Here is a 23,840-nt window from a genome sequence, read left to right as displayed (position 1 = left end):
GCATCAAGAGATCATTGTCATATGGATAGGTAAAATTTTTATTGAGATCTGATTCCATAAACTTTTTCTCCATATTAATTATTCAACTCATCTGGATGGGTTTGTCCCCCCTTCCAGTCTAATTCATAGCTAGAAAAAATATAACACCACTTACCTCTATTATAACGAAGATCATTTTCATATACTGAATAAGATTGAGCCATATCAACAAGACGCACTGGAATATCCAGCCATTTGGTTTCAGTCATGATCCCTGTTTCTAGTAATTTATCATCGGGAGTGTGCTGTATAGAGTCAATCGCAAGATCACGCACAAACATTGTATAAGATCGTTCGCTCTCAATGCCATCTTTATCAATATAGTTTATCCTAAAATTCTTCATATAACGATATGGCACTCGGATCTGTTCCTCAACATAGTGCATAAATGTATAACATTGCTTTAGATGGACATCAATCAATAACATTTTAGCATGATTCCTATGAAAATATCCAAAAGGAGAATCTTCTCCCCATGCACTCTCATTATGCAAAGAAACAAGTTGATCTGTGTCTTTCCCCCAAACAAAAAAGGAATACATTGGATGTGCAGTACGCACGAACTCAGGGCGATGGCGCAAAACCCAATTATTTAATGCTCCGACCTCAGATTTACTGCTGCGCACGTTAAATGTATCGCCACGACACGGAGCCCATGTAAACATGGGAAAAAGCAGTGTTCCGCTTTCTGTTACAGTATCCTCAAAAATATTGATGCATTCGTCCAAAAATGCATCAATGTTATCAACACCATATTCTCTTTGTATTATATACATAAGCAATGTTATATCAGAGGCGACATATACAATATCCCCTCGCTGAATTCCAAGCGCACCGAGTGTCTTCCTCAGTTCTGCAATCGCTTCTTTCATCTCATCTCACCATCCGAATCAACGCTGCATCACGCAGCTTCTGAACAATCGGCAGAAGATCTTTGACAGGTACTCCGATTCGCTCGCTAATCGCTATCAGATCATTTTTCCCGTCGGCATAGGCGACGAGATCAACCATCGCAGTAACCTCATCGTAGCACCCCTTTTGACTAATTGTCGGGTATAGTCCACGCTTGCCGAGCTGAGGCTCCCCCAAAACCTCAACTTGGTAATTTGCATTATGTTCCAGTGCCTGAATAACCTGGGTCATAACATCATAACTGCCCTGAAATCCCTCCGGTGAGACCAGCGTCATATCGTCCGCAGAGGTATGATATTCAGGATATTCTCCAAACTTAGAGCGACAGTAGCATACAACAGGCAGGTCAATACCAGGAGCATTGTACTGACGTTCATCAGACCCGCGTTCCAAAAAAGAATATGTTGAGTACTGCGCTGCGTGATAGCTCAACACATTCTTGAGTGCCCGATCAGCCAATGTATCACCATACTTCGACTCCACAATAGAGTAGTCACGATCATCTCCCATACAAGACAGATTGAACCCCGCACACATTGTTTTCTTCATCTGTGCCAGATGATCTCCTGTGCTCATATAGCTGATTGAGCCGATCGTCTCTGGAATGAATATGAATCTGTATGTGTACTTCCTACGTTCCATCGACGAAACAAAACGAATCAGTTCTGCTGCAAGCGCAGGTCCCGAGCACTCGTTATTCGCCATAGATGGATGACAGAAGTACGTCGAAAAGAAAATTTCCTGTTCCCGCTCTCCCGGAATCACCGCCTCGGCATAGTTCAGCACACCATCAAAAAGCTCACTATCAATATACATATGGTACCGACCGGGAGGCAGGGCATTTTTCTGCCGCTCACTCATGCAGAACCCATAGCGTTCCTTGTAGTAGGAGGTAACATAGGGAATCACATCAGGCTGATCCTGCTCCGTATAGATATACTGTTTCAATTCATCCAAATCAACCCACCGATCGACCGGAGTGGAGTACCCCATGACATGAAGATTATGCTGCTTCATATCAATCACGCGATTGCCTATCTCATCTTCGATATAGGCATCTCGAATACCCCATTCCTTTGGAACAGTCCAATCGAAAACAGGCGTACCTGACGGTATTTCATGAACGCTGAGTACAGTATTGCTATCTTTTTCGATATACGCTTTCAAATCCGCGATTGTACGGCGTACCCCTTCCCCGGTAATGCTCCTACAATACGGAAAATCTTCTGTGCAAGATTATAAATATCCTGTCCTTTATCTTGAGTTGAGCACATTGTCCTTCCTCCTCTTGCAAGCAAAACGAAGTTGTTACTCCACCAATGCCCAAGACATTGGCGTTCCGCGCTTTACATCACACCTTACTTTTTGCCCGAGCAGTGCATCATAATGCTTTGGCGACAGCCCATGTCCGGGGCGGATACGGCGCAGATTTTTCTCCGTCAGAACATCTCCCGCTCTCATATCCTCTGCAATGTATAGGCTGCGCCGGAATTGCAGAGATTTCTTTTCCTGCTCTGCCATCTCATAGCGCACCTCACCCATAGCGAGTGCGGCGGCTCGGCATTCACACACGAGCTGCGCCATCTCATCCGGCTCGAGCGAAAAAGCAGCATCGACACCGCCATCGGCACGCGACAGGGTAAAGTGCTTCTCGATCATCGACGCACCGAGCGCGACACTCGCGACGGCAACTCCAATGCCTAGCGTATGGTCGGACAGCCCCACATCGCATCCGAACATCTCTCGCATATGTGGAATCGTGCGGAGATTCGTCCCCTCCGGAGAGGATGGATAGCTGCTCGTACATTTGAGTAGGGTCAGATCTGCACAGCCATTGTCCCGCGCCGTACGAACAAGATCGGCAAGCTCCGATACGGTTGTCATCCCCGTCGATGCAATGATGGGCTTGCCCGTGCGCGCAGCCTTCCGAATGAGTGGAAGATCCACATTCTCAAAGGAGGCAATCTTATAGCAGGGCACATCGAGTTCCTCAAGAAAATTGACCGATGTATCATCGAACGGCGTGCTGAAGCCCATAATCCCATGTTCTTTACATCGGTCAAAGATCGGTTTATGCCACTCCCACGGGGTATGAGCCTTCTCGTAAAGCCGATAGAGCGTCTCGCCTTTCCATAGGCTGTTTTGATCCGCAATAAAAAACTCGCCTGTATCAATATCGAGCGTCATTGTATCGGCGGTATAGGTCTGAATCTTAATCGCATCGACACCTGCAGCAGCCGCCGCATCGACAATGGCAAGTGCACGCTCAAGCGACTGGTTATGATTGCCCGACATCTCTGCGATGATAAAAGGTTTCTGTCCCTCCACGACATTTCCTCCCTATATATTGTCTGCTTCCCCAATCACTTTTTCGTATCGAAGAAGATCGTTTTCACGGCTTTCTCGATACTGTAACGACGTAAATGCTCTCTGAGAAGCGACGTTCTCCTCTTTGACGTAACCAACGAGTGTCAGATGCACGCTTTGCTCTCTCAACTTGTCTTCTGTCATCTGCAATATCATATGCCCATACCCACGCGCACGACGAGCTGCATCTATGCTGTAGCTGATCAGAGCCATTTCATTTTCAACACTTAGGCGAATTTGACCAACCGGCACAAGATCTGCCATCAGAATAAAGAAATATTGTGCCTTCGTCGTTCCGAGTACACTCTCCAACCATCGGACATGATCCTCATAGACGAGTTCCTCACTATGAAGAGAATTTGCACGCGTCGCTTTCTCGTTACGCCACTGAAAAAGCAGCCTTGCATCAGACAGTTCAACAGGACGCAGGTATAGCCGTCTTTCATCTGTCACAATCATTCACATCCAATCTGCAGCTTCGCTGCATCTCCCGAAGAGTTTGCGGCATGATACACTTCTGCACAGCCGCCGCAATATCCCCCACTGTTACCTCATCCCATCTGCCAAGATAGCGGATATAGCCCGCCTCGGCGCAGTCCTCGCAGACCTGAATCTGGTTTTCGGCAACAGCAGTCACGATAGCAGGAAGTCCCAGGAAACAGCGCTCCCATGTGGTTGTACCGCCTGCACCGAGACAAAGATCAGCATGTGCCATTAGTTCTGCCATATTGGAAACTTGACAGTGATAGTAAAGGAAGTCATGCGCAGCGCAAAGCTCCTCGATCTGCGTGCGACGTGGATTGCTCCCTCCAACGACGACATCCACAGCAACGGCGGGAAGTTGAAGGTGCACGAGCGCACGGATTGCCTTTTCGGTCTCCCGCGTCACATCACTGCCTCCATAGAATACAAGAATGCGGCGCAGGACACCATCCCGCACGCCGATCTTTTCCCGCGCTGCATAAAATTCCTCGCGCAGGAGGGCATGACTCGGCCCGAGCAATAGCTTACAGGCAGGAGGTACAAGTCCGTCATACCGATGCCGCATTTCCCGATAGAAATTCTGGTCGAGAAGCACATCGCAGTCGTGCGGTCGGTTCGCCAAATCGTCAATGACGAAGATCTCACGGACAAGAGGGCGCAGTTTTTGCTCCCACGCCGCATCCAGTGCATAGCTGTCCACGACGAGACGCTCCACAGGAAAAAGCTGCCGCAAAATCGCCGCCGTTTCCTCTGCGTCCATCTCCTGCGGCACGGTCAGCCATGCCGTATATCCCGTAAGCGCAGGATGATCTGCATGGCACGGGAGGATATACAAAGAAAAGCCCTGCTCACGCACCAGATGATTCAGACTCCCTGCAAGATCACGCGAGATAAAATGAACGTCAGCACCATCCTTTCGCAGCCGCTCCGCCAGTGTCAGGCAGCGCATCAGGTGCCCGCTTCCGATCTGCTCGGATGAGTCCACGCGAATCGCCACAACGTCATTCATGACATCCACCCGATCTGTTTCAACACAAGGAATCACCCCAGAACGATCTTGAGCGGCTGCCCCTCCATATAGGTTTCGGGATGCCCGCTCTTCAGCGCCTCGCGATAGATCTTCATCGCATCCTCGAATACGTTGAGCGTGAAGTCCAGATCCTCCTGCGTATGCGTATAGCAGGGGAAGATGTGCCAGCCGAGGAGGACACCGCGCTTAACGCTTTCCTGCATGAAGATGGAGTTGTAGAGCCAGTCCTTTTTCCCCTCATAGTCCGTGTATTCGAGATTCAGACGGCAGGGATAGCCGCTGAGATCAATCGGCACGTCAATGTCCTTGGCAAGACGGCGGAAATTATCCTGAAGGTATTTCCCCTTCTCCCAGATTGCCTTTGTGACCTCACCGGATTCGAGTTCCTTCATCACGGCAATACCGGCGGCAAGAGACAGGCAGTCACCGCCGAAGGTGGTGGAGATAAAGATCTTCTTATCCACTTCCTCCATGATGTCCTTGCGTCCCGCGACGATGGAGAGCGGCAACCCGTTTGCGGCCGCCTTGCCAAACGTCGAGAGGTCAGGCGTCACGCCGAAATACGCCTGCGCGCCGCCGATCGAGAAGCGGAAGCCGTTGACAACCTCATCGAAAATGAGCAGTGCCCCATTCCGATGACAGAGTTCCTTTAACTGCTCAAGGAAGCCTTCTTTGGGCGGCTCGACCTCAACCGCCTCCGTAATGACAGCGGCGATTTCCCCCGGATAGGCTTCAAAATACTCTTCGACCTTCGCCAGGTCGTTGTAGTCGAATTTATGGACGAATTGACGCACCTCGGGCAGGATGCCGCCCTGACGGACGTTCTCCGCCGCTGTCGTCCATTCATGCCAGCCATGATACTCTCCGCGCACGATGTGTTTGCGCCCCGTATAGCAGCGCGCAATGCGGACAGCTGCCTCCGTCGCCGAGGACCCCGTCTTGAGGAAGCGCACTTTTCCCGCGCTCGGGATGTGCTTTACACACAGTTCGGCATACTCCACTTCCTCGGGTGCAACGAGGGAGTAGCCCATACCGCGGCGCAGCTGCGCCATGACTGCATCATCCACCGCCTTGTACTGATAGCCGAGCAGGATCGGCCCGAGTCCCATATCGTAGTCGATGTACTCATTGCCGTCCGGATCCCAGACGTGCCCATCCTTGCCATGGTCGATATAGATGGGAGACACGCCCTTGATATGCGTCTCCGGCCCTTTACTGTAGAGCTGGCAGCCCGAGAGAATGGTATCCTGTGCCCGCTGCCACAGTTCATCTGACTTCTTCAGACTTCTTTGATTGATCTTCATAATAGATGCGCCTCCCATATTTATCCCGCTTACTTCGTATCTTCTGCCAGAGATTTCAGCAACCCCTCATTCCGAACAATCCCTTGATTGAGTGTCCGAAGGTCAGGCTGTTCTTTCAACAGGGAAAGAATATCCTGCATGGAAAAATCTTTGTTCTTCGCATAGAGTTTTTCATAGACCGCTTCCACAAAAGGAAAGTCACACGGCTCATCCACTGTCCAACGAAAATCGCGATAATCCTCCGCACAATCCACAGAACCGATACGAAAACGCTCCGGATTATTTCGAAAATAGAGTGTTACGTGTTCCCGCTCAGAGGTCAGTCGTGCCTCCCGATGTGCCTGTTCCAGAGCATCGAACGTCATGATCTCGGTGTCAAGCCCATCCGGAAATCGTTCTGTTGTACGCGTATAGTCATTCTTCTCAGTGAGGTGACGCGCAATCACATCATCACTCACGCGCCAGTCAATGAGCGGACAGTCCCCCGTCACGCGCACGATATGTTCTGCGCCATATTCTTTCGCACAGGCATAGTAACGATCCAAAACATCATCAAGACTGCCGCGATAGATGTTTACGCCTGTCTCTTCTGCAAGAGCACAGAGCGGATCATCACTCACATCCGTGCTCGTCGCGAGAACAATCCGGTCAATGTATCGACTGTGCGTCAGACGTTCCATCTCCCGCAGCACCATCGCTCGCCCAAGCAATGGCTTCAACACCTTGTTCGGCAAACGATGCGAGGAGCACCGCGCCTGCAAAATGGCTAGCACCAAGATATATCAGTCCTTTTCCATAGGAACATCAGCCATAAATTATACACATTCATAATAAAAAATCAGAGACTGACCTTCCATCGCTGCGGCTCGAGTATATTCACATCTATATCACGAAACGCACCGTGCAGTTTTTTATAGGTTGCTAAAAATGTGCGGCATCTGGATAACAACGACGTGTTCTCCCTCAGCTGCGCACTCGTGTCCACACCGAACACGACGTAGGAAATCCCCGCATGACAGAGGGCGTAGAGCATCGCCGCCTCACGCGGGAGGAATCCATCCTCTGCCGCCATGGATTGAAAGCGCTCCACATAGACACCGCTTCCCGCGACCTTTGTCTCTGCATCCGCAGGAGACATAAGCAGAAGGCCCTGCAAAAACGTACTCCGCGCGAATACTTCTTTCTGATTTTCCTTGGCATACTCGAAAAAACCACAGTCGTCAAGCCGCTGATCAAGCACGTTATACGGCACCTGTATGACATCAATGCGAGAATCCTCTGCTGCACGCATGGCATCCTCGGGGCTGTAGATGCTCACACCGATCTTATCCGTCCATTCACGCGCCTTTGCATCCTCCATCACATCCATCACAGAGGCATCATCCAGATCCTCTACACGATGCAGCATATAGCAGTAAAGCCTGGACGCGGCAAGACGTACAAGGGAGCGTCGGATTTCGCCCTGCACATCACGCCGCTCACCTTCCACTGCAGGGTGCAGCTTGGAGATGATCTGCCCGCCGCGTGCCGCCAAACCATAGCGGCCGAGCAACTCCTCCGACGTACCGTATGCGCTGGCAGTATCAAACATACAAATGCCGGCGTCAAGCGCAGCATCCAGGATACCAAAGACCTCTTCCTCGGTCGGCTGACGCCCCAATGTATTGTGAATGCCATAGCGCATGCCGAACTGCACCGTTCCCAGACAGAGTTTCGCCGTCATATGTCCTCCTGTTTCCGACACCGCTGCTCCGATCAGCCTCCGATCAGCACCTCACGCAACGCCCGTGCGACCATCTCCTGCTCGGCATCCGTCATGCATGGATAGAGCGGCAGCGTGAGTGCCTCATGGTAGTACGCCATCGCAGCCGGACAATCCTCTGCATGGAAACCGAGCGCCTCATAATACGGCTGCGTATGCACGGGGATGTAGTGCAGGTTCAGCGCAATGCCACGTGCGCGCATTTTCGCAAAGATTTGCTGCTTCGTCTTGTGTACGCGGTCAAAGTCAATGCGTACGATATACAGATGCCACGACGGCTGCGCCCCATCCAAAACAAACGGCGTTTTAAGAGGAAGATCCCGCAGCAGTGCATCGTAGCGCGCCGCAAGAGCACGTCTGCGCGCAACGAATTCATCCAGACGATCCATCTGACTCGCGCCGAGCGCCGCCTGAATGTCCGTCATGCGATAGTTGAAACCAAGTGCGACCTGCTGGTAGTACCAGTCCCCATCACTTTCTTTGGTCATGTGCTTCGGATCGCGCGTAATGCCGTGACTGCGATAGAGACAAAGCTGCTCGTAGAGAGCGGCATCGTTCGTCAGAACCATACCGCCCTCGCCTGTCGTTATGATCTTGACGGGATGAAAGCTCAGCACTGCCATATCCGAATAGGCACAGCTTCCCACCTTGGTATCGGCATAGTCCGCGCCGACGCAGTGTGAAGCATCCTCAAGCAGTGTAAACCCGTACTCCTCCGACAGTTTCTTGATGGCACGCATATCGCAGGACTGCCCTGCCATATGCACGGGAACGACGATCTTGGGCAGTCTGCCCTGCCGCTTCGCCTCCTGCAGCTTCTGCTCCAGTGCGGAGGCGCTCATGTTGTAGGTGTTTTCATCAATATCGACGAAATCCACATCCGCACCACAGTAGCGTGCGCAGTTCGCCGAGGCGACAAAGGTAATCGGACTCGTCCAGAGGAGATCACCTTTCCCAAGGCCTGCCGCAAGACAGGCGATGTGAAGTGCTGAGGTTGCGTTACAGACAGCCACTGCATATTTCACACCGCAGTACTGTGCAACGCGCTGCTCAAAGCGCTCAATCGCAGGACCCTGCGTCAGAAAGTCCGAGCGCAACACCGCCTCCACGGCCTGTATATCCGCCTCGTTGATATCCTGTCTTCCGTAGTAAATCATGGGTTCATCTCCCGTAGTTCTTCCACCGTCAAGAAATATGGATTGTTTCCGGAGTTATAGTCAAAGCCATCCGGCACGAGGGCTCCTATTTCACCGATCGCGTTGTGCGTGTAGTCCACCGTCTGCTCCTGTGTGGAGGGCATGATGACAAAATGATCCGCAAACTCCAACGTCTCATAGTAGAGATCCGACGGGCACATCACCTCGTGCAGCTTCTCCCCTGGGCGGATGCCGATGATATTGACCGGCAGCCCCGGTGCAATCGCCTCCGCAAGGTCGGTAATCCGCATCGACGGGATCTTTGGGATGAAGATCTCACCGCCCTTCATGCGTTCAAAACTCTTGAGAACGAATGCGATGCCATCCTCCAAGCGGAGCCAGAAGCGTGTCATGCGCGGATCAGTCACGGGAAGCTCCTGCACTCCCTCCGCTACAAGGCGTTTGAAAAACGGTACCACAGAGCCACGGCTTCCGACGACGTTGCCATAGCGTACGACGGCGAATCGTGTCTCCTTTGCGCCGACAAAGTTGTTTGCTGCCGTAAAGAGTTTATCCGAGCAGAGTTTTGTCGCACCATAGAGGTTGATCGGATTTGCCGCCTTGTCCGTGGAGAGTGCAATGACCTTCTTAACGCCTGCATGAAGCGCCGCGTCAATGACATTCTGCGCACCATTCACATTCGTCTTGATGCACTCCATCGGGTTGTATTCCGCTGCCGGCACCTGTTTGAGCGCCGCAGCATGGACGACGTAGTCCACGCCCTCCATCGCATACTTCAGGCGCTCTCCATCCCGTACATCGCCGATGAAGTAACGCATACAGCTGTCGTTATACGTCTGCTGCATCTCAAACTGCTTGAGCTCGTCGCGTGAGTAGACAATGACTTTGTTGGGCCGATACTGCTCAAGCAGGATCTTGATGAACATCTTGCCAAATGAGCCTGTCCCACCTGTGACAAGGATATTTTTATTATTGAACATATTCTACTCCTTTTCTCCTGCGACCTTGCATCGATGCATCTCTATATAGGGGATGATGAACCTGAAAAACTTCTCCAGTTTTTCATCATTCTTCTTGGCGTCAAACGCCGGCATAGCCTCCTGAATCGCCGGTGAATAAACGGCGTCCACCGTCTTTTCTAAATAGCAATGCAGAGCTTGCTCCAAAGCATCATGGTCGATCACATAGGATGTGATGTCCTCTAGGCGCAGCCCCTCATGATACTGGAATACACCGGGAAACGCCTCGTACCATATGCGGCCAAAGATCAGGGCATTCTTTCCTCCGCTGATTGCCTCCCACCCGGCCGTCCCCGTAATAGTCGCGACAAATTTGGCATGTTCCATAAGGGCATAGGTATCGATGGAGCGATCCACATACTTGACGTTCGGAATAAGCTTCAGACGCTTGAAGAAGTAATCCAGCCGCATGCGTTTCGTCTGCTTTGGATTTTCCTTAACGTAGATCATCCAATCCGGCGGCAGCATTGCGCGCAGTTTCTCAATGGCGAGCAGCTGGTCGCAATATATGCCGCCTAATACATCCGTTGTCATTTCAGGCTGAAGATGAAGCGGAAAATATACATAATCGCAATTAAAATCAACATCTTTATCAGCACAATTCATTGCATTTGCCTGATACTTCTTCTTTTCGTCATAGTTCATAGCACACGTCGCAACTTTTTTCAGAAGAAACTCTTGAATGCTGCCGTATTTTTGAAGGGTACTTTCAAAAATATCCTTTTTCCGTTTTATGAATGCCCTTGGCGACGCTAATTTTCTTAAGCGATACTGTAGTGTCTTTCTCTGCTTGGGTGCATGTTTCCCTTTCATATAGTACAGTTCTTTTTTATAGTCCTGCCGAATCTGGCTCTCCTCAGGATGCGGTGTGCGAAACATCGGAACATCCGCGAAGCGCCCATAATCCTCTATCGAAAAACAGTATGCAAAGGTTCCGAAGGGACCGGACGGCACTAACATCAAAGTAGGTATTCCCATGGCTTGTGCCATAGGATACAGAATGCTCCGCCCCCCCTCATGCGGTATATCGGCAAAAATGACCGCATCAATTTGATTTCGTGCAAGCATTGTATAATAATATCTCACCCAAATCTGTATGATATTCATAAACTCATAGACAGGAAGGCGATCATAAAAAAACTGACGGGCGAAATTCTGTAAGATGACAGGGAAATAGTGTCGTATTTTCTCATCCAGCCAAGTCGGCGGGAAATCTAAATCACCCTGACAGAAATTCAGTTCAAGTTTATCCTCGATGATTTCGACGCCCTCTCTCTCCAGAAAGAACGGCGTCTTGCTTTCACTCTCACCAACAATCCACTTTTTTACACAAAATACACCCTCATCATGGAGACGTGCAATCAAAGGAGCCGCAATCGGTTGATCCAACCCCCAAATCAATGTGTTTAACATCCTGTTTCCCCCTTGTCATGCTCATATGCAGCCCTAACATGGCTTCCGTTTTTCACGGATGTGCCCCATCCAATTTGACGAACAAGAACTCCATCGCTTGGAGCATATTTTTATGGTTTTCCCCTGCATCAAAATCCTTGGCGTCACGCAGGCAATCACTGCGGAAGATCCCTTTCAAAGCCTTTCCTCGATATGCAGAGAATACCTCCTCCACGGCGCGATGCTCGATGAAATAACCAGCCACGGCCTCTAAGTCAAGCTCATCGGAAAACGAGAAAACACCGGGAAAGTTTTTATACCAGCACTGCCCAAAGACGACCGCGGGCTTCCCGCCGGAAATCGCCTCCCAGCCCGCCGTTCCGCTGATGGTTGCAACAAACTGACTGTGCTGCATGAGCTGATATGTATCTACCGAACGTGAAATATACCGCACCTGTGGCAGACATGACAATCGTTTGAAAAAATATTTTTCCCGCATCCAGAACAGCTGCTTCGGATTCTCCTTGACGTAAATCAGCCAGTCTTTCGGAAGAATGCGTGCCAGCTGCTCGATCGCCAAGAGCTGATCACGATAGCAACCGCCAAGCGTATCCGTAGTCATCTCCGGCTGTAGGTGCAGCGGAAAATATACATACTTTTCACTCCAGCTGATATTGCTCGCCTCTGCGCGCCTTGCTGCTCTAAGATACTCTTTGGTGCGAAAATACCGGCTGATGCCGAGGACAATACGGCGCTCAATGAAATCCGCGACAGAATCATATTTATCTCCGTGACGCTTTAATATCGCCCGTCGTTCTGCAAGCCATGCACGCGGATGCGTGAAAAGGCGAAACCTGCGTTTGCCAGACTTGCCCAAATCCTCCCGAATCCGCTCTTCGGTCATATATGCCAGCTCTTTCCGATAGGTTTTCTCGATCTGTACCACGCTTTGCCCTGCGCTCTGTACCCTAGGTTGGATCTCAAAGATACCATAATCCTCTATTGATGTGCAAATATGAAAAAAGTCCGCCTGCTCAGAGGGAACCAATGAATAGGTCTGAATCCCTAAAATGCGCGCTGCCGCATAAATGACACTGACGGTAGGACCATGCGGCAAATCTTGAAAGAGAACTGCTTCCGCATGCACGCGGCGCAGCGCATCGGCAAAATAATTTGCCATCATATGGACAACATGCTTGTATTCGTAGTATGGCAAACGATAAAATTCCGTATCACGCGCAAAGTTCGCTAAGATATAGTCAAGTTCAGTAAAAAGGCGACGCTCGTCCATCTCTGTTAATGTCGGTGTATAAGACAAGCCTCTCCGCCATGATGTGATAAACACCTCTGCCGAAGGGAAATCAGAAAACGCCGCCCGATTTTCTTCTGCAATGTACCATTTTACAATCTCTATCGTTCCATTCTTATGAAATTCCTTTAAAACATCACGAATTAGGTCGCCATCCAGTTCCACAATCACAAAGCGTCTCATGACACACGCCCTCTCTATCTGTGTTTCCTTCATATGCGATCACTTAAAGGGGAGTCATAAAGGCTTTCACGCGCTCTGAAATCTCTGCATCCACCTCATCAAGAAATGCAAACCGCCGCCGATAGACGGCACGCTTGCGCGTCGGCACCTCCTCCATTGTCTTGCGCGGGAGCGTGAGAGGGAGTTCATAGAAGCGTGCATCCTCCGTCTTCCGTCCGCCTGCCTCTTCCCAAAATGCACCAAAGTCCGTCTTGAGCTTGCGATCGCGGCGGATGTGGTTATTCGCGTAGTAGCCTGCATTCGAGACGGCGAGAATGCGCTGCACGCCAAGCGCACGCGCAACTGCCTGCGTCATATAGAGGATGAGATTCTTCGTGCGGAAGCGGTGGGCGCGCTTTGTCATCTCGCGGACAAAATCCTGCGCGTCCTCGGTATTGGGTCCCTGCATGGCACCGATCACAAGCGTCGGCTGCCCGTCACGCTGCTCGATCCAAAAGATGATCTGATAGAGATGCGTCCCGTTCACATCCATCATCACAGAGAGCAACCCCTCCTTGCGCTGTCCCGGCTCGAATTTCAGACAGGCATTCCACTCTATATCCGTCTCCTGTGACCGCCAGATTTCGCGTGGACGCTCGAGTGCGAGATCGACAAAATCTGCAGGCTTCAGATGTGCTTCAAGAAAGGCATAATGATCCTTGATGAGTGCGATCCGCGTGCCCACGGTCGAGCCCGCATAAAAAAAGGCACGCGTCGCCTGCTCGAGCGGAAACGGGTTGCGCTCGTAGACGGCACACCGCACTTCTGTTTCCTGAAAGAATTCGTACAGTTCGCGCAGCTGCTTCCTATGCAGGAGTCCGCGCACCATAAAGACGAGCGCACGGTGGCGCTCGCGCGGGTTTTCCCAGCGATAGGCGCGATGGGCGACGGCGCGAATCTCAGCAAGCATAGGCAAACTCCGTTTCAATTTTTCTCTGCGAGGATCGCCGCAATCTGCGCGGCGACACGCGACGGTGCATAGTAGCGCGCCGCCTCTTCGAGCGCATGGTGCCAATGCGGCGCGCGGCTGTCATATTCGTTGATAAAGGTCTCGAGCGTCCGCCCGAGTGCGGCGGAATCACCGCTGGGAAAGGTCTCCCCAACAGAAAACCGTTCAAATACAGCGGGATTCATATCATCGCTCACGAGCACGGGTTTTTGAAAACCAATCGCCGTAAAGAGCACTGCACTGCACTGGTAGCGGTAACGCTCTGCCGAGTACGGCAGGAGGAGCGCATCCACCCCCGCAATGGCGCGCTGCCACTCCGCACCGATCAAGCCGCGATGCAGGAACGTAATCCCCTTGCCGTCATAGGCTGCGATGATGCGTTCGAACTCCTCCGCATCCTCCGCATGCATCGTCGATCCCTGTACAAGCAGGCGAACGGGGCGTGTATAATGTCCCGCAAGATAGACATTGAGCAGATCCTCGAGCCTTTTTTCCCTGCGAAACTGTCCAAAGAAGCCGATGGTAACAGGTTCATCCTCCTTGACAGGCATGCGCGGAGCAGCTTCAATATCCCGCGGAATATAGGTCGGCGGCACGATGAAGCGCAGATTTTCGGGACGTTTCCCAAAGATAGCGTCTCCAAAAGTAATGACCGTCGGTCGGATATTGGGATATTCCAGCAACCCATGTACGGCATCGAAAAAGGAGTCGGCGTCCTTCGGCGTGATTCCATGATGAAGAAACATGACGGGCACAGGCGAGCGGCGCAGGACGCTGTGGCGAAGCGCACGCAAATAACGATAGGTTGCCGTCGGAACGATGAGCGCATCAAACGCTCCCGCCTCCGCCGCCTGATAGAGTTGGCGATACCAGCTGAACCGACGGCGCGTGCGCCTGAGAGAGATCACAAGTTTCCCGATGCCGCGCGCATGTGTGTAGGAAACGGGTCCGCCGGAGAGATGGCGCACCTCAGTATGATAGTCCATTCCAAAACGAAAGCCTTCGGGCACATAGAACACGATCTCATGTCCGAGCGCTTTCAGTTCCTCCACAAGAATACGATCAAAGTCGACCTCGTGACCACCAGGCGTCATGATGTTTTCAAAGATGGCAATTTTCATATGTTCCCTCTGCTTTTCTCTATGCAGACCGAAATGATGTCAAGGAATCAGAATCCGTTTCCATATAATGCAGCTTGATATATTTCACCATCGTATAAAAACCATGCGTCATAGCGAGAATAAAACCAAGCCGCCCGTCGAGGAAGCCGCGCTGCAGAATATAAAAACGAAAGAACGCAAACGGCGGATCAAGTAAAATCTTTAGAAACGAGGCCCGCTTTCCGTCTGCATACTGCCGCTCTGCCATCAGTGTCGTATACTGATTGAATTTCTGAAAATAGCGATCCCAGTCTGTATAGGTATAGTGCAGGAGACTTCCCTTCAGGCGGCGAACGGGGAGATCGGACACCGTACGCTCGTGCACGAGCCCCTCCCAGCGCACCGCATCGCGTGGGAAGAAGCGGCGCGGATAGTCCGGTCGGTGACCGCCGTAGTACATACGCTGTCCAAAGGCGACATTGATGCGCTTGATCTCATAGACGGCACGCGCATCCTCTGCCATGATGCGGCGCAGCTCAGCCTCTGTCTCCGGCTGAACGCGCTCGTCTGCGTCCACATAGAGGACCCAGTCTGCGTCCGTCTGCGTCAATGCAAAATTGCGCTGCCCCGCGAAGTCTCCCGCCAGAGGATGCGCAATGACGCGTGCCCCTGCCGAGCGCGCAATCTCCGCCGTGCGATCCGTGCTGTCATCGTCGATGACGAGAATCTCATCGGCAAACGAGGCGCTCCGAATGCACGCCTCGATGTGCCGCTCCTCATTGTGCGTGAGAATGATAACGGCAAGTTTCACATGAGCACCTCCTCGACAGGTTATTCCTCTTGTTCTATAGCGCGCCGCACACAGTCCACGAGACTCCCCCCCGTATACCGTACTCCCTTCACCCCCGCGTTTTCGGCGGCGGCAACATCACTCGCCGCATCGCCAAACATCCACGAGACGGCGGAGTCGATATTGTGCTCTCTGATCGCGCGCAGGATCATGCCGGGGGCGGGCTTGCGGCAGTCGCAGCTCTTCGCATAGGTAGGGAGCTTTCCCTCTGTATGATGGGGGCAGTAGTAGAATGCGTCGATATGTGCACCATGCGCGGCAAGCTCCGCATTCATCCAGTCGTGAAGGCGGTGCATGGCAGCCTCATCATAGTAGCCGCGCGCAATGCCGCTCTGGTTCGTGACGACGATGACGAGATAGTCGTGTTCATTCGCCCAGCGAATCGCGTCGATTGATCCCTCGATCCAGACGAATTTCTCAGGCTCGTGGAGGTAGTGCACGTCGACGTTGAGCGTGCCGTCACGGTCGAAGAAGATCGCCTTATTCGCCATAGGAGAAGTACCCGCCCGCCGTCAGAAAGTCGCAGTACTCCTTGACCGCCTCCTCCATCGGCGTGAAGCCGCCGTCATAGCCCGCTGCAAGCAGCGCAGTCGTATCCGCCTGCGTATAGTTCTGGTACTTGCCGCGCAGCACCTCGGGGAAGTCACGATAGACGATTTTTCCCTTACCGAGCGCGGCTATCACGGCACGCGCCGCCTCGTTGTAGCTGTGTGCGACGCCCGTGCCGCAGTTGTAGACGCCGCTCTCGCCGCCGTGCTCGAAGAAATGGAGGTTGACGCGCACAACATCGCCGACATAGACAAAGTCACGCCGCTGCTCACCGTCCGCGAGCCCATCCGTCCCACGGAAAAGGCGTGCCTCGCCCGTCTCCATGATCTGATGGTAGAGCTGGTAGAAGATGGATGCCATCTTTCCCTTGTGATGCTCCTGCGGACCGTAGACGTTGAAGTATTTCAGCCCGACAATGGGACTGCGTGCCTCGGGGATAACCTGCCGCACATAGCGGTCGAACGAGAGCTTTGAGAACGCATAGGGATTGAGCGCATCCTCGCAGCGTCCGCCCTCAGTGAAGCCGTGCTTCCCGCCGCCGTAGGTCGAGGCGGAGGAGGCGTAGAAGAACGGGATGCGCGCCCCCATCGCAAAGTGCAGGAGCGCCTTGGAGTAGGAGTAGTTCACCTTCATCATGTAGTTGACATCGTACTCCATCGTATCCGAGCACGCGCCCTCGTGGAAGATTGCGTCGATGTCCGTGCCGTCGAAGTCACCCTCCTCGATGAGGTGGAGGAAGTCGTCCTTCTGCTGGTAGTCAATGAAATGCAGCCCGCGCAGGTTCTTGTAGTTCTCGCCGTCTGCAAGATCGTCGACGATGAGGATGTCCTTGTGCCCGCGCGCATTCAGCGCGTGGACGAGATTGCTGCCGATAAAGCCGGCACCACCGGTAACGATAATCATGAATTTGCCCCCTCCTGACGGTCGAGCACCTGCAGCAGTTCTTCCCTGCTCACGGCATACGTTCCGAGTTTCGAGACGACAACGCTCGCCGCCAGATTTGCCAGATATGCCGCGTCTGCAGGCTTCAGTCCGCCTGCAAGCCCCAGCCCGAACACGGCGATGACCGTATCGCCCGCACCCGAGACATCAAAGACCTCCTGTGCCCGCGTTGGAACGTGGACAACTTCCTCATTGTGAATGAGGGAAAGCCCCTTCGAGGAGCGCGTAAGGACGACATTGCGAATGCCGAACTTGCGGATGGCATAGCGCGCCGCCTTTTCGACCTCGAAATCATCATTTTTAATCGGCTCGAGCATGATTTCATTGATCTCTTTGACATTCGGCGTGATGTAGTCGACATCGCGGTACTTTGCCCACTGCGCCCCCTTCGGGTCGACGATGACGGGCACGCCGTGATCATGCGCCGCGCGGATGATGTGCTGGCACGCAAACTCCGTGCACGCGCCCTTGCCGTAGTCCGAGATGATGACACAGTCCATGCTCTCGTTCAGCTTTTTGTCGATGTAGTCGAGATACTGCTCCGCATACGCGCCGTCAATCGGGCTGGCGTCCTCGAAGTCGAGGCGGAGCATCTGCTGATGCCCGCCGATGATGCGGATCTTCGTCGTGGTCGGGCGATCCGTATGGACAAGCCCCGCATAGTCAATCCCGCGCGCGGCGAATTTCTCAAGGAGGCTCTTGCAGTGCGCATCATCGCCGACATAGCCCGCAATGCTCACATTCGTCCCGAGCAACGCGAGGTTGTGTGCGACGTTCGCCGCACCGCCGAGTGTCTCGCGCGTCCCCGTCACATGTGTGATCGGCACAGGCGCCTCGGGCGAGATGCGCGTGACCTCGCCCGAGTAATACTTATCGAGCATGACATCGCCGACGACGAGAATGTTGCTGCGTACACTCTTCTCCGCAACGGTTGCGCGGATCTTTGCCATATCCATGAGAACGCTCCTATCTTTTGTGGAAATCGAAATATCAATCAAACCCATGGGCTTTGAGCCCTGCGGGCATCACGGGACGAACGACGCGCCCCGCCGCCCCCTTTGGCGCGAGGACGAATGTACCGTCCACCTGCTCCACTACCCGCGTCTCGAACGCCGTCGGCGGCGCAAGCGCATAGGCGGGCTGCTCCCCGCACTCCGCAAGCATCTGATCGGCATAGCGGATGATGAGATCGGACGGCATTCCCTTCATGCACTTCATATACTCCTCTCCTGTGAGCGGGCACTCGTGAATGCGGCAGGGATGGCACGGCACGGGCGCGCGCACGGAGATGCTGCGCGCATCGTAGGGGTAGAAGCCCGGAATCGGCGACGCGCCAAACATACAGAGGACGGGCACATGCATCGCAACGCCGACGTGCATGGGACCCGAGTCCGTCGTGATGAAGAGGATGCAGCGGCGCAGAAGCCCCGCGAGCACGCCAAGGCTGACCTGCCCCGTGAAGATGTGCAGACGCTCGTTGTCCCGCTCCCGCATCTGTGCGCGGCAGCGCTCGACGATCTCCACATCCATCGGACCGCCCATGACGGCGATGTGATAGCCGCGCGCGAGGTAGGTGTCCGCCACCTCTGCAAAGTATTCGTCCACCCACCGCTTCGTCAGCCAGCTCGCGCCGATGTTGAGTGCGATCACCCTGTCCCCCGAGGCGAAATGCGTCGCCCAGAGGCGCGCCGCTTCCTCCTCTGCCGCAGGGGGCAGCCACATCCGGAGCCCTGCCTCCGCAATCTCGTCAATCACGCCCGCCGCACGCAGTGCCGCGTAGTGCGAGTGAATCTCGTGCATGATCATATGCTGATCGGGACTGACATGATTGAAGAGGAGCGCAAAGCCGGGCTTGGCATAACCAATGATGTACTTGCCGCCGCTGAGTGCCGCGAGTGCGGAGGCGCGCTCGTTGCGGTGGAGATTGACAACGAGATCGTATTTTGCTTTCCGCAGACGCCATGCAAACCGCAGGATACCGAGGAGGCTGCTGTCCTTCCCCTTCTTGTCGATCAGGAGGCATTCGTCGATGTTCCGATTCTCCCGCACAATGTCCGCGAGTTTCGCGTCCGCGAGGAGGGGGATGCGCGCCTCGGGATAGCTTTGCCGCAGCGTGTGCAGCACGGGCGTCACAAGCATCAGATCGCCGAGGTGCATGAGGTTGATGACGAGAATGTTTCGGTACAAACTTACAGCCTCCCACAGGCGAATACGTCCTGACACACTACCGCGAAAGCAGCGGTCTCATCTTCGCGGCGACGGCATCCACGCTGATCGCCGCGAGGCAGTCCAGCCCCTTCGGACAGGCGCGCTTCCAGCACGCGCGGCAGGGACGGTCAGCCTCGATTGCGTTTTCGAGCTGTCCATAGGGGCCATTGCGGTTCGCATCCGTCGGCCCCATGAGCATGACGGTCGGCGTGCCGAGCCCCGCCGCGAGGTGGACGGGGCCCGTGTCGCCGCCGAGGACGAGCGCGGCGCGCGTGAAGATATGCGCGAGCTGCTTCAGATTCGTGCGCCCGACGAGGTTCACGGGCGGAATCTCGCTCGCCGCCATGATGTCCTGTGCGAGCGTCTCATCGAGCCGTCCGCCGCCGACGAGAACGGGAACGTAGTGCGCACGGTAGAGCCTGTCCGCGAGCGCGGCGAAATGCTCCACCGGCCAGCGCTTGTTCGGCCAGTTCGCACCGATGGCAAAGGCGACAAACGCGCGCCCCTCCTGCACACCCTCGCGTGCGAGCAGCATCTCAGCCGCCGAGCAATCGCGTTCGGATACGGCAACGGGAAAGTGCACCTCGTTCACCGTGCAGCCAAGCACACGCGCCACATCGAGATAGCGCTCAACGATGTGCCCCGCTGCGTGCGCACCACGCACAGGACGGCTCACGAGATGCGCGCCCTCGCGCATATTCGCCGTGCCGACGCGCCGCCGTGCGCCCGCATTCCATACAATTGCCGCCGATTTGAACAGCCCCTGCAGATCGAGCGAGGCGTCATAGCGCCGCGCGCGCAGGCGGCGCCGAAAGGGGCCGATCTCGTGCAGGAAGCCGCTGACGCTGCGGAACTTCGCCTTTTCAAAGAGGATGATGTCGTCGATGTAGGGATTGCCCTCGAGGATCGGATAGGCGGGCTTTTCGACAACCCACGTCAGATGCGCCTCGGGGAAGCGCTCCTTGATGGCATACGAAACGGGCAGGGCATGAATCACATCACCGATTGCGCTCAGTTTGACAACCAAGATGTTCTTCATGTCCTGCCCTCCTTTCATCGTCAAAGGTTGGTTCTGGTGCTTGTCCCACGCGAACGCGCCCCCTACTTCCGCCCCGCCCGTTCAATAATGCTCGTCGTAGATTTCCCCGCCACAAGCGGGATAAAGGCGACCTCGCCACCGTAACGCTCGACAATGCGCGCCTCGGGCAGCGTCTCACGCGTGTAGTCGCCGCCCTTCGCATACACCGCAGGGCGCACCTTTGCAATCAGCTCCTCCGCCGTATCCTCGCCAAAGATGACGACCGCGTCCACGGATTTCAGCGCACCCACGACCTCCGCACGATCCGCCTCCGTATTCACGGGGCGCGTCTCTCCCTTCAGACGGCGCACGGATGCGTCGCTGTTCAGCCCGAGGATGAGTACGTCGCCAAGCGCACGTGCCGCCGCGAGATAGCGCACATGCCCCGCGTGGAGGATATCAAAGCAACCGTTCGTAAAGACAACGCGTGCCCCTCCTTCGCGCAGCGCAGCGGCAAACTCCGCAATCCGCTCATTCGGAATCAGCATATCAGCACTCCCCTTCTGCCGCAAGTACAGCAGCGCACAGCTCCTCCTGTGCAACCGTCGCCGTCCCGCGCTTGCGCACGGCAATCCCCGATGCGATGTTACTGAGCCGTGCTGCCGTCAACGGGTCAACCCCCGACGCGAGCCCGAGAATCATAACCGCGACGCAGGTATCGCCTGCGCCCGACACGTCAAAGATCTCACTGTGGTCGCTGACGGGAATATTCGTTGCCGAACCATCGGCGAGGAAGAGTGTCATCCCCTTATCTCCACGCGTGATGAGAACACCGTCTGCAGAGAGCCGCTGCCGCAGTTCATGCCCCGCCGCACAGATCTCTTCCTCGCAGCACAGCTCCCGTCCCAGTGCTGCTGCCAGCTCCGCATCGTTCTGCTTGACGTAGCCGATGCCCTCGTAGGAGAGGATGTCATAGCGCGAGTCCACGATACTTGGAATTCCCAACCTGCGCGTCTCCTCGATGACGAGGCGCCGTACGCGCTCCGTCACAGTTCCCGAGCCGTAGTCCGAGAGCACAACGCCGCGCACCTGCGGCAGGAGCTCACGGATGCGCCCAAGGAGCAGCTTCTCCGTCTCCGCCGTGAGCGGCGTGTGCCACTCGCGGTCAACGCGCACGATCTGTTGGCTGACCGTCGCCCGGCCGCCCGCAATGATACGCGTCTTCGTGATCGTCGGATGCGCCTCTGCGCGGACAAACTCTGTATGCACCCCATTTTCACCGAGCACCGCGAGGAGGGCGTCACCGCTGCGCTCCGTGCCGCAGACCCCCACGGCGTACGCCATACCGCCGAGCGTTGCCGCGTTGTTCGCGACATTTGCCGCGCCGCCCGCAACCACACGCTCCTCGCGCTGCTCCAGCACAAGTACGGGAGCTTCACGCGAGATCCGTGCAATCGTGCCGTCGAGGTAGACATCCGCCACCATATCCCCAATGATGAGGACAGGCGCATCTGCCATCTGCGCGAGTGCATTTACCATGGCGTAAACTCCCATTTGACCTTCCACGAATCCTGCTTCGAGCGATAGCGCAGGATGATCTGCGAGCAGTGCAGATCGTGAAACCAGTAGTAGTCCACATCCGTCCATTCCCGTGGCTCAACGGCGTACTTCGTCCCCACCGCAATGCGGTTGTGTTCATCAATCCGGTAGCTCAGCCCCGTCTGCAAAATCCGCGAGTAGTCTTCCTGATCGAAGGCAAAGAGCGAATTCTCCTTCGAACTCTTGGAGTACAGGCCTCCGATGTACGCCGCAAAACGCTCGTTGAACGGCTTCGTGAGGAACACGCTCGCATTGAACCCCTGTACGCGCGAACTGTCATAGCTCTCACGCGTGATGGAATACCCTCCCGCGAGATCGAGCCGATACCCATGAAAACGGATCGTATCATGCGCGAGCGAGACACCGTATTTCCAGTGGTTGCTGTGAATCCCGTCCGAATACCAACGTCCATACTCCGAGTACAGGTTGTAGGTGACCGGCGTCTTACCGACGCGATGCCCATAGCCGAGGATGAACGAGGGCTGCTTTTTGATCCAGTCGTCATCCCCGTCGTCGAACACACCATAGGTCAGGACGGCACTCGCACCACCGTTTTGCCAGCCGAGATCGTAGTGACTGCGCCAGCCCTTGTTGGTCGTCACATAGAGATTCGCACTCGCCGTGACGCGCGGTGCAATATCATAGTCGAATGTCTGCTCAACCCAAAGGCCATCCTCGCTGTCATAGCCCGCCGTCGGAAAGTTCCGCTGTATGGGGCTTGCCACATCGACCACATACCGCTTCTTCTTGAAAATAACCTTGTTCTTGATCCAGAATTTTACATTCGTGAGCACAAGTTTGTCGCCCGGATACAGTTCTGCCACATCGGCACTCAGATGGTAGTCAGGTTTCTCCGCAGAGCATTTCGTCTGCGTGCCGTCGTAGACCACGATCTTGTCCGGGTAGAACTCGAACCGCTTGCCCGTCATGTAGTAGCCGCCGACCTTGCCCTTTGCCTCCGCCATCGTGCCTTCGCGTGTCTTGTAGTTGTAGTTGATGCGGTAGCCATCGAGCGTCACGCGTGCCGCGCCCTCTGTCAGCTGCAGCATATGCGCGCGATCAGGGACGGAGACCTCGCCCGAGACAGTGTTGCCCTCTACATAGTCGCCCTGAAAGCGCCGTGCCGCAAGCTGCACGATGTCCACATGCCCCTTCGCCGTGAAGTCGCCCGTGCGCTCGTCATAGGTCAAATCATCGCCCTCAAACGCAATCGGCGACGGTGCCGTCGCATCCACGGGATGACGCAGGTACTTCTCCATCTCCCCCACATCGGCGAGCAGCTTCTTCTGCTCCTCCGTGAGACGGTTCTCACGCTCCTCACGCCGCTCGTTCTCGATGAAATCCAGATGCTGAAAGCCCGTATCCGTGTCCCCGCGATAGGCAGCATGTGCAGCCGGTGGGAGCACGGTACAGGCGGTAGTCATAGCAAGTAGGATGCGCGTTTTTGTAGCCTTGGTCATCGGCGCGTTCTCCTGTCTTTTACAAAGAATTCTGTCGTTCTTATACTACATCATAAACAGAGTTTTCGCAACTGAAAAGAGCGCATACTCATCGAGGTAAAATTGCAGTCTCATACAAGATAAATTTGACGCAAAAAATTTTTTACTCTATAATGAATCCGAATCACAG

Annotated in this window: 23 protein-coding genes; all 23 read right to left on the bottom strand. The window is 54.5% G+C overall.

Going from position 1 to position 23,840, the window contains the following annotated elements:
* Window positions 1-74 precede the first annotated feature (74 nt).
* Window positions 75-911 (bottom strand): AAC(3) family N-acetyltransferase, encoded by an 837-nt coding sequence (locus tag HMPREF9163_RS06820; RefSeq protein ID WP_009440999.1) that lies wholly within the window; start codon window positions 909-911, stop codon window positions 75-77.
* 1 nt (window position 912) lies between these two features.
* Window positions 913-2,118 carry a DUF4910 domain-containing protein gene (locus tag HMPREF9163_RS06815; RefSeq protein ID WP_009440998.1) on the bottom strand — a complete coding sequence of 402 codons (1,206 nt, stop codon included), beginning with the start codon at window positions 2,116-2,118 and terminating at the stop codon, window positions 913-915.
* Between the two features lie 141 nt (window positions 2,119-2,259).
* A complete protein-coding gene (gene pseI / locus HMPREF9163_RS06810; RefSeq protein WP_009440997.1) occupies window positions 2,260-3,279 on the bottom strand; it encodes a pseudaminic acid synthase in 1,020 nt (339 codons plus the stop codon).
* Between the two features lie 12 nt (window positions 3,280-3,291).
* Window positions 3,292-3,777, bottom strand: a complete 486-nt coding sequence (locus HMPREF9163_RS06805) for a GNAT family N-acetyltransferase (RefSeq protein WP_009440996.1) — start codon at window positions 3,775-3,777, stop codon at window positions 3,292-3,294.
* Entirely contained in the window at window positions 3,761-4,810 is a 1,050-nt protein-coding gene (gene pseG, locus HMPREF9163_RS06800; protein WP_009440995.1) for a UDP-2,4-diacetamido-2,4,6-trideoxy-beta-L-altropyranose hydrolase, read from the bottom strand. The genes HMPREF9163_RS06805 and pseG overlap by 17 nt, the downstream gene beginning before the upstream one ends.
* Before the next feature lie 32 nt (window positions 4,811-4,842).
* On the bottom strand, window positions 4,843-6,135 hold the full coding sequence (locus tag HMPREF9163_RS06795) for an aspartate aminotransferase family protein (RefSeq protein WP_083475865.1): 1,293 nt from the start codon (window positions 6,133-6,135) through the stop codon (window positions 4,843-4,845).
* Between the two features lie 29 nt (window positions 6,136-6,164).
* Window positions 6,165-6,908 (bottom strand): glycosyltransferase family protein, encoded by a 744-nt coding sequence (locus tag HMPREF9163_RS06790; RefSeq protein ID WP_232296680.1) that lies wholly within the window; start codon window positions 6,906-6,908, stop codon window positions 6,165-6,167.
* Between the two features lie 65 nt (window positions 6,909-6,973).
* Complete coding sequence (locus tag HMPREF9163_RS06785) at window positions 6,974-7,858, bottom strand: aldo/keto reductase (protein WP_009440992.1); 885 nt, start codon at window positions 7,856-7,858, stop codon at window positions 6,974-6,976.
* A gap of 32 nt (window positions 7,859-7,890) precedes the next feature.
* A complete protein-coding gene (gene pseC / locus HMPREF9163_RS06780) occupies window positions 7,891-9,054 on the bottom strand; it encodes a UDP-4-amino-4,6-dideoxy-N-acetyl-beta-L-altrosamine transaminase (RefSeq protein WP_009440991.1) in 1,164 nt (387 codons plus the stop codon).
* Window positions 9,051-10,034, bottom strand: a complete 984-nt coding sequence (gene pseB, locus HMPREF9163_RS06775; protein WP_009440990.1) for a UDP-N-acetylglucosamine 4,6-dehydratase (inverting) — start codon at window positions 10,032-10,034, stop codon at window positions 9,051-9,053. The genes pseC and pseB overlap by 4 nt, the downstream gene beginning before the upstream one ends.
* Before the next feature lie 3 nt (window positions 10,035-10,037).
* On the bottom strand, window positions 10,038-11,486 hold the full coding sequence (locus HMPREF9163_RS11525; RefSeq protein WP_009440989.1) for a putative viral phosphatase: 1,449 nt from the start codon (window positions 11,484-11,486) through the stop codon (window positions 10,038-10,040).
* Between the two features lie 52 nt (window positions 11,487-11,538).
* Window positions 11,539-12,957, bottom strand: coding sequence for a hypothetical protein (locus tag HMPREF9163_RS11520; protein ID WP_051038589.1), 1,419 nt, complete (start codon window positions 12,955-12,957; stop codon window positions 11,539-11,541).
* A 43-nt stretch (window positions 12,958-13,000) separates the two neighbouring features.
* Window positions 13,001-13,906, bottom strand: coding sequence for a VirK/YbjX family protein (locus HMPREF9163_RS06760; RefSeq protein ID WP_009440987.1), 906 nt, complete (start codon window positions 13,904-13,906; stop codon window positions 13,001-13,003).
* A 14-nt stretch (window positions 13,907-13,920) separates the two neighbouring features.
* The gene (locus HMPREF9163_RS06755) at window positions 13,921-15,066 is read right to left on the bottom strand and encodes a glycosyltransferase (protein ID WP_009440986.1); all 1,146 of its coding nucleotides are present in this window, start codon (window positions 15,064-15,066) and stop codon (window positions 13,921-13,923) included.
* A gap of 19 nt (window positions 15,067-15,085) precedes the next feature.
* Window positions 15,086-15,856 (bottom strand): glycosyltransferase family 2 protein, encoded by a 771-nt coding sequence (locus HMPREF9163_RS06750; protein ID WP_009440985.1) that lies wholly within the window; start codon window positions 15,854-15,856, stop codon window positions 15,086-15,088.
* Between the two features lie 20 nt (window positions 15,857-15,876).
* Window positions 15,877-16,386, bottom strand: a complete 510-nt coding sequence (gmhB, locus tag HMPREF9163_RS06745) for a D-glycero-beta-D-manno-heptose 1,7-bisphosphate 7-phosphatase (protein WP_009440984.1) — start codon at window positions 16,384-16,386, stop codon at window positions 15,877-15,879.
* Window positions 16,376-17,347, bottom strand: coding sequence for an ADP-glyceromanno-heptose 6-epimerase (rfaD, locus tag HMPREF9163_RS06740; protein WP_009440983.1), 972 nt, complete (start codon window positions 17,345-17,347; stop codon window positions 16,376-16,378). Before rfaD ends, gmhB begins: the two co-directional genes overlap by 11 nt.
* Window positions 17,344-18,342: a D-glycero-beta-D-manno-heptose-7-phosphate kinase gene (gene rfaE1 / locus HMPREF9163_RS06735; RefSeq protein WP_009440982.1), complete on the bottom strand. Its 999-nt coding sequence runs from the start codon at window positions 18,340-18,342 to the stop codon at window positions 17,344-17,346. The genes rfaD and rfaE1 overlap by 4 nt, the downstream gene beginning before the upstream one ends.
* Before the next feature lie 34 nt (window positions 18,343-18,376).
* Window positions 18,377-19,573, bottom strand: a complete 1,197-nt coding sequence (locus HMPREF9163_RS06730; RefSeq protein ID WP_037346374.1) for a glycosyltransferase family 9 protein — start codon at window positions 19,571-19,573, stop codon at window positions 18,377-18,379.
* A 37-nt stretch (window positions 19,574-19,610) separates the two neighbouring features.
* Window positions 19,611-20,633, bottom strand: a complete 1,023-nt coding sequence (waaF, locus tag HMPREF9163_RS06725) for a lipopolysaccharide heptosyltransferase II (RefSeq protein ID WP_037346372.1) — start codon at window positions 20,631-20,633, stop codon at window positions 19,611-19,613.
* 62 nt (window positions 20,634-20,695) lie between these two features.
* The gene (gene rfaE2 / locus HMPREF9163_RS06720) at window positions 20,696-21,160 is read right to left on the bottom strand and encodes a D-glycero-beta-D-manno-heptose 1-phosphate adenylyltransferase (RefSeq protein WP_009440979.1); all 465 of its coding nucleotides are present in this window, start codon (window positions 21,158-21,160) and stop codon (window positions 20,696-20,698) included.
* A 1-nt stretch (window position 21,161) separates the two neighbouring features.
* Complete coding sequence (locus HMPREF9163_RS06715; RefSeq protein ID WP_009440978.1) at window positions 21,162-22,151, bottom strand: bifunctional heptose 7-phosphate kinase/heptose 1-phosphate adenyltransferase; 990 nt, start codon at window positions 22,149-22,151, stop codon at window positions 21,162-21,164.
* Entirely contained in the window at window positions 22,145-23,671 is a 1,527-nt protein-coding gene (locus HMPREF9163_RS06710; protein ID WP_009440977.1) for a hypothetical protein, read from the bottom strand. The genes HMPREF9163_RS06715 and HMPREF9163_RS06710 overlap by 7 nt, the downstream gene beginning before the upstream one ends.
* Between the last annotated feature and the right edge of the window lie 169 nt (window positions 23,672-23,840).

This window comes from Selenomonas sp. oral taxon 138 str. F0429 (assembly GCF_000318175.2).
GTDB classification, from domain to species: domain Bacteria; phylum Bacillota; class Negativicutes; order Selenomonadales; family Selenomonadaceae; genus Centipeda; species Centipeda timonae.
This window is presented reverse-complemented; position numbering and strand designations above follow the sequence as displayed.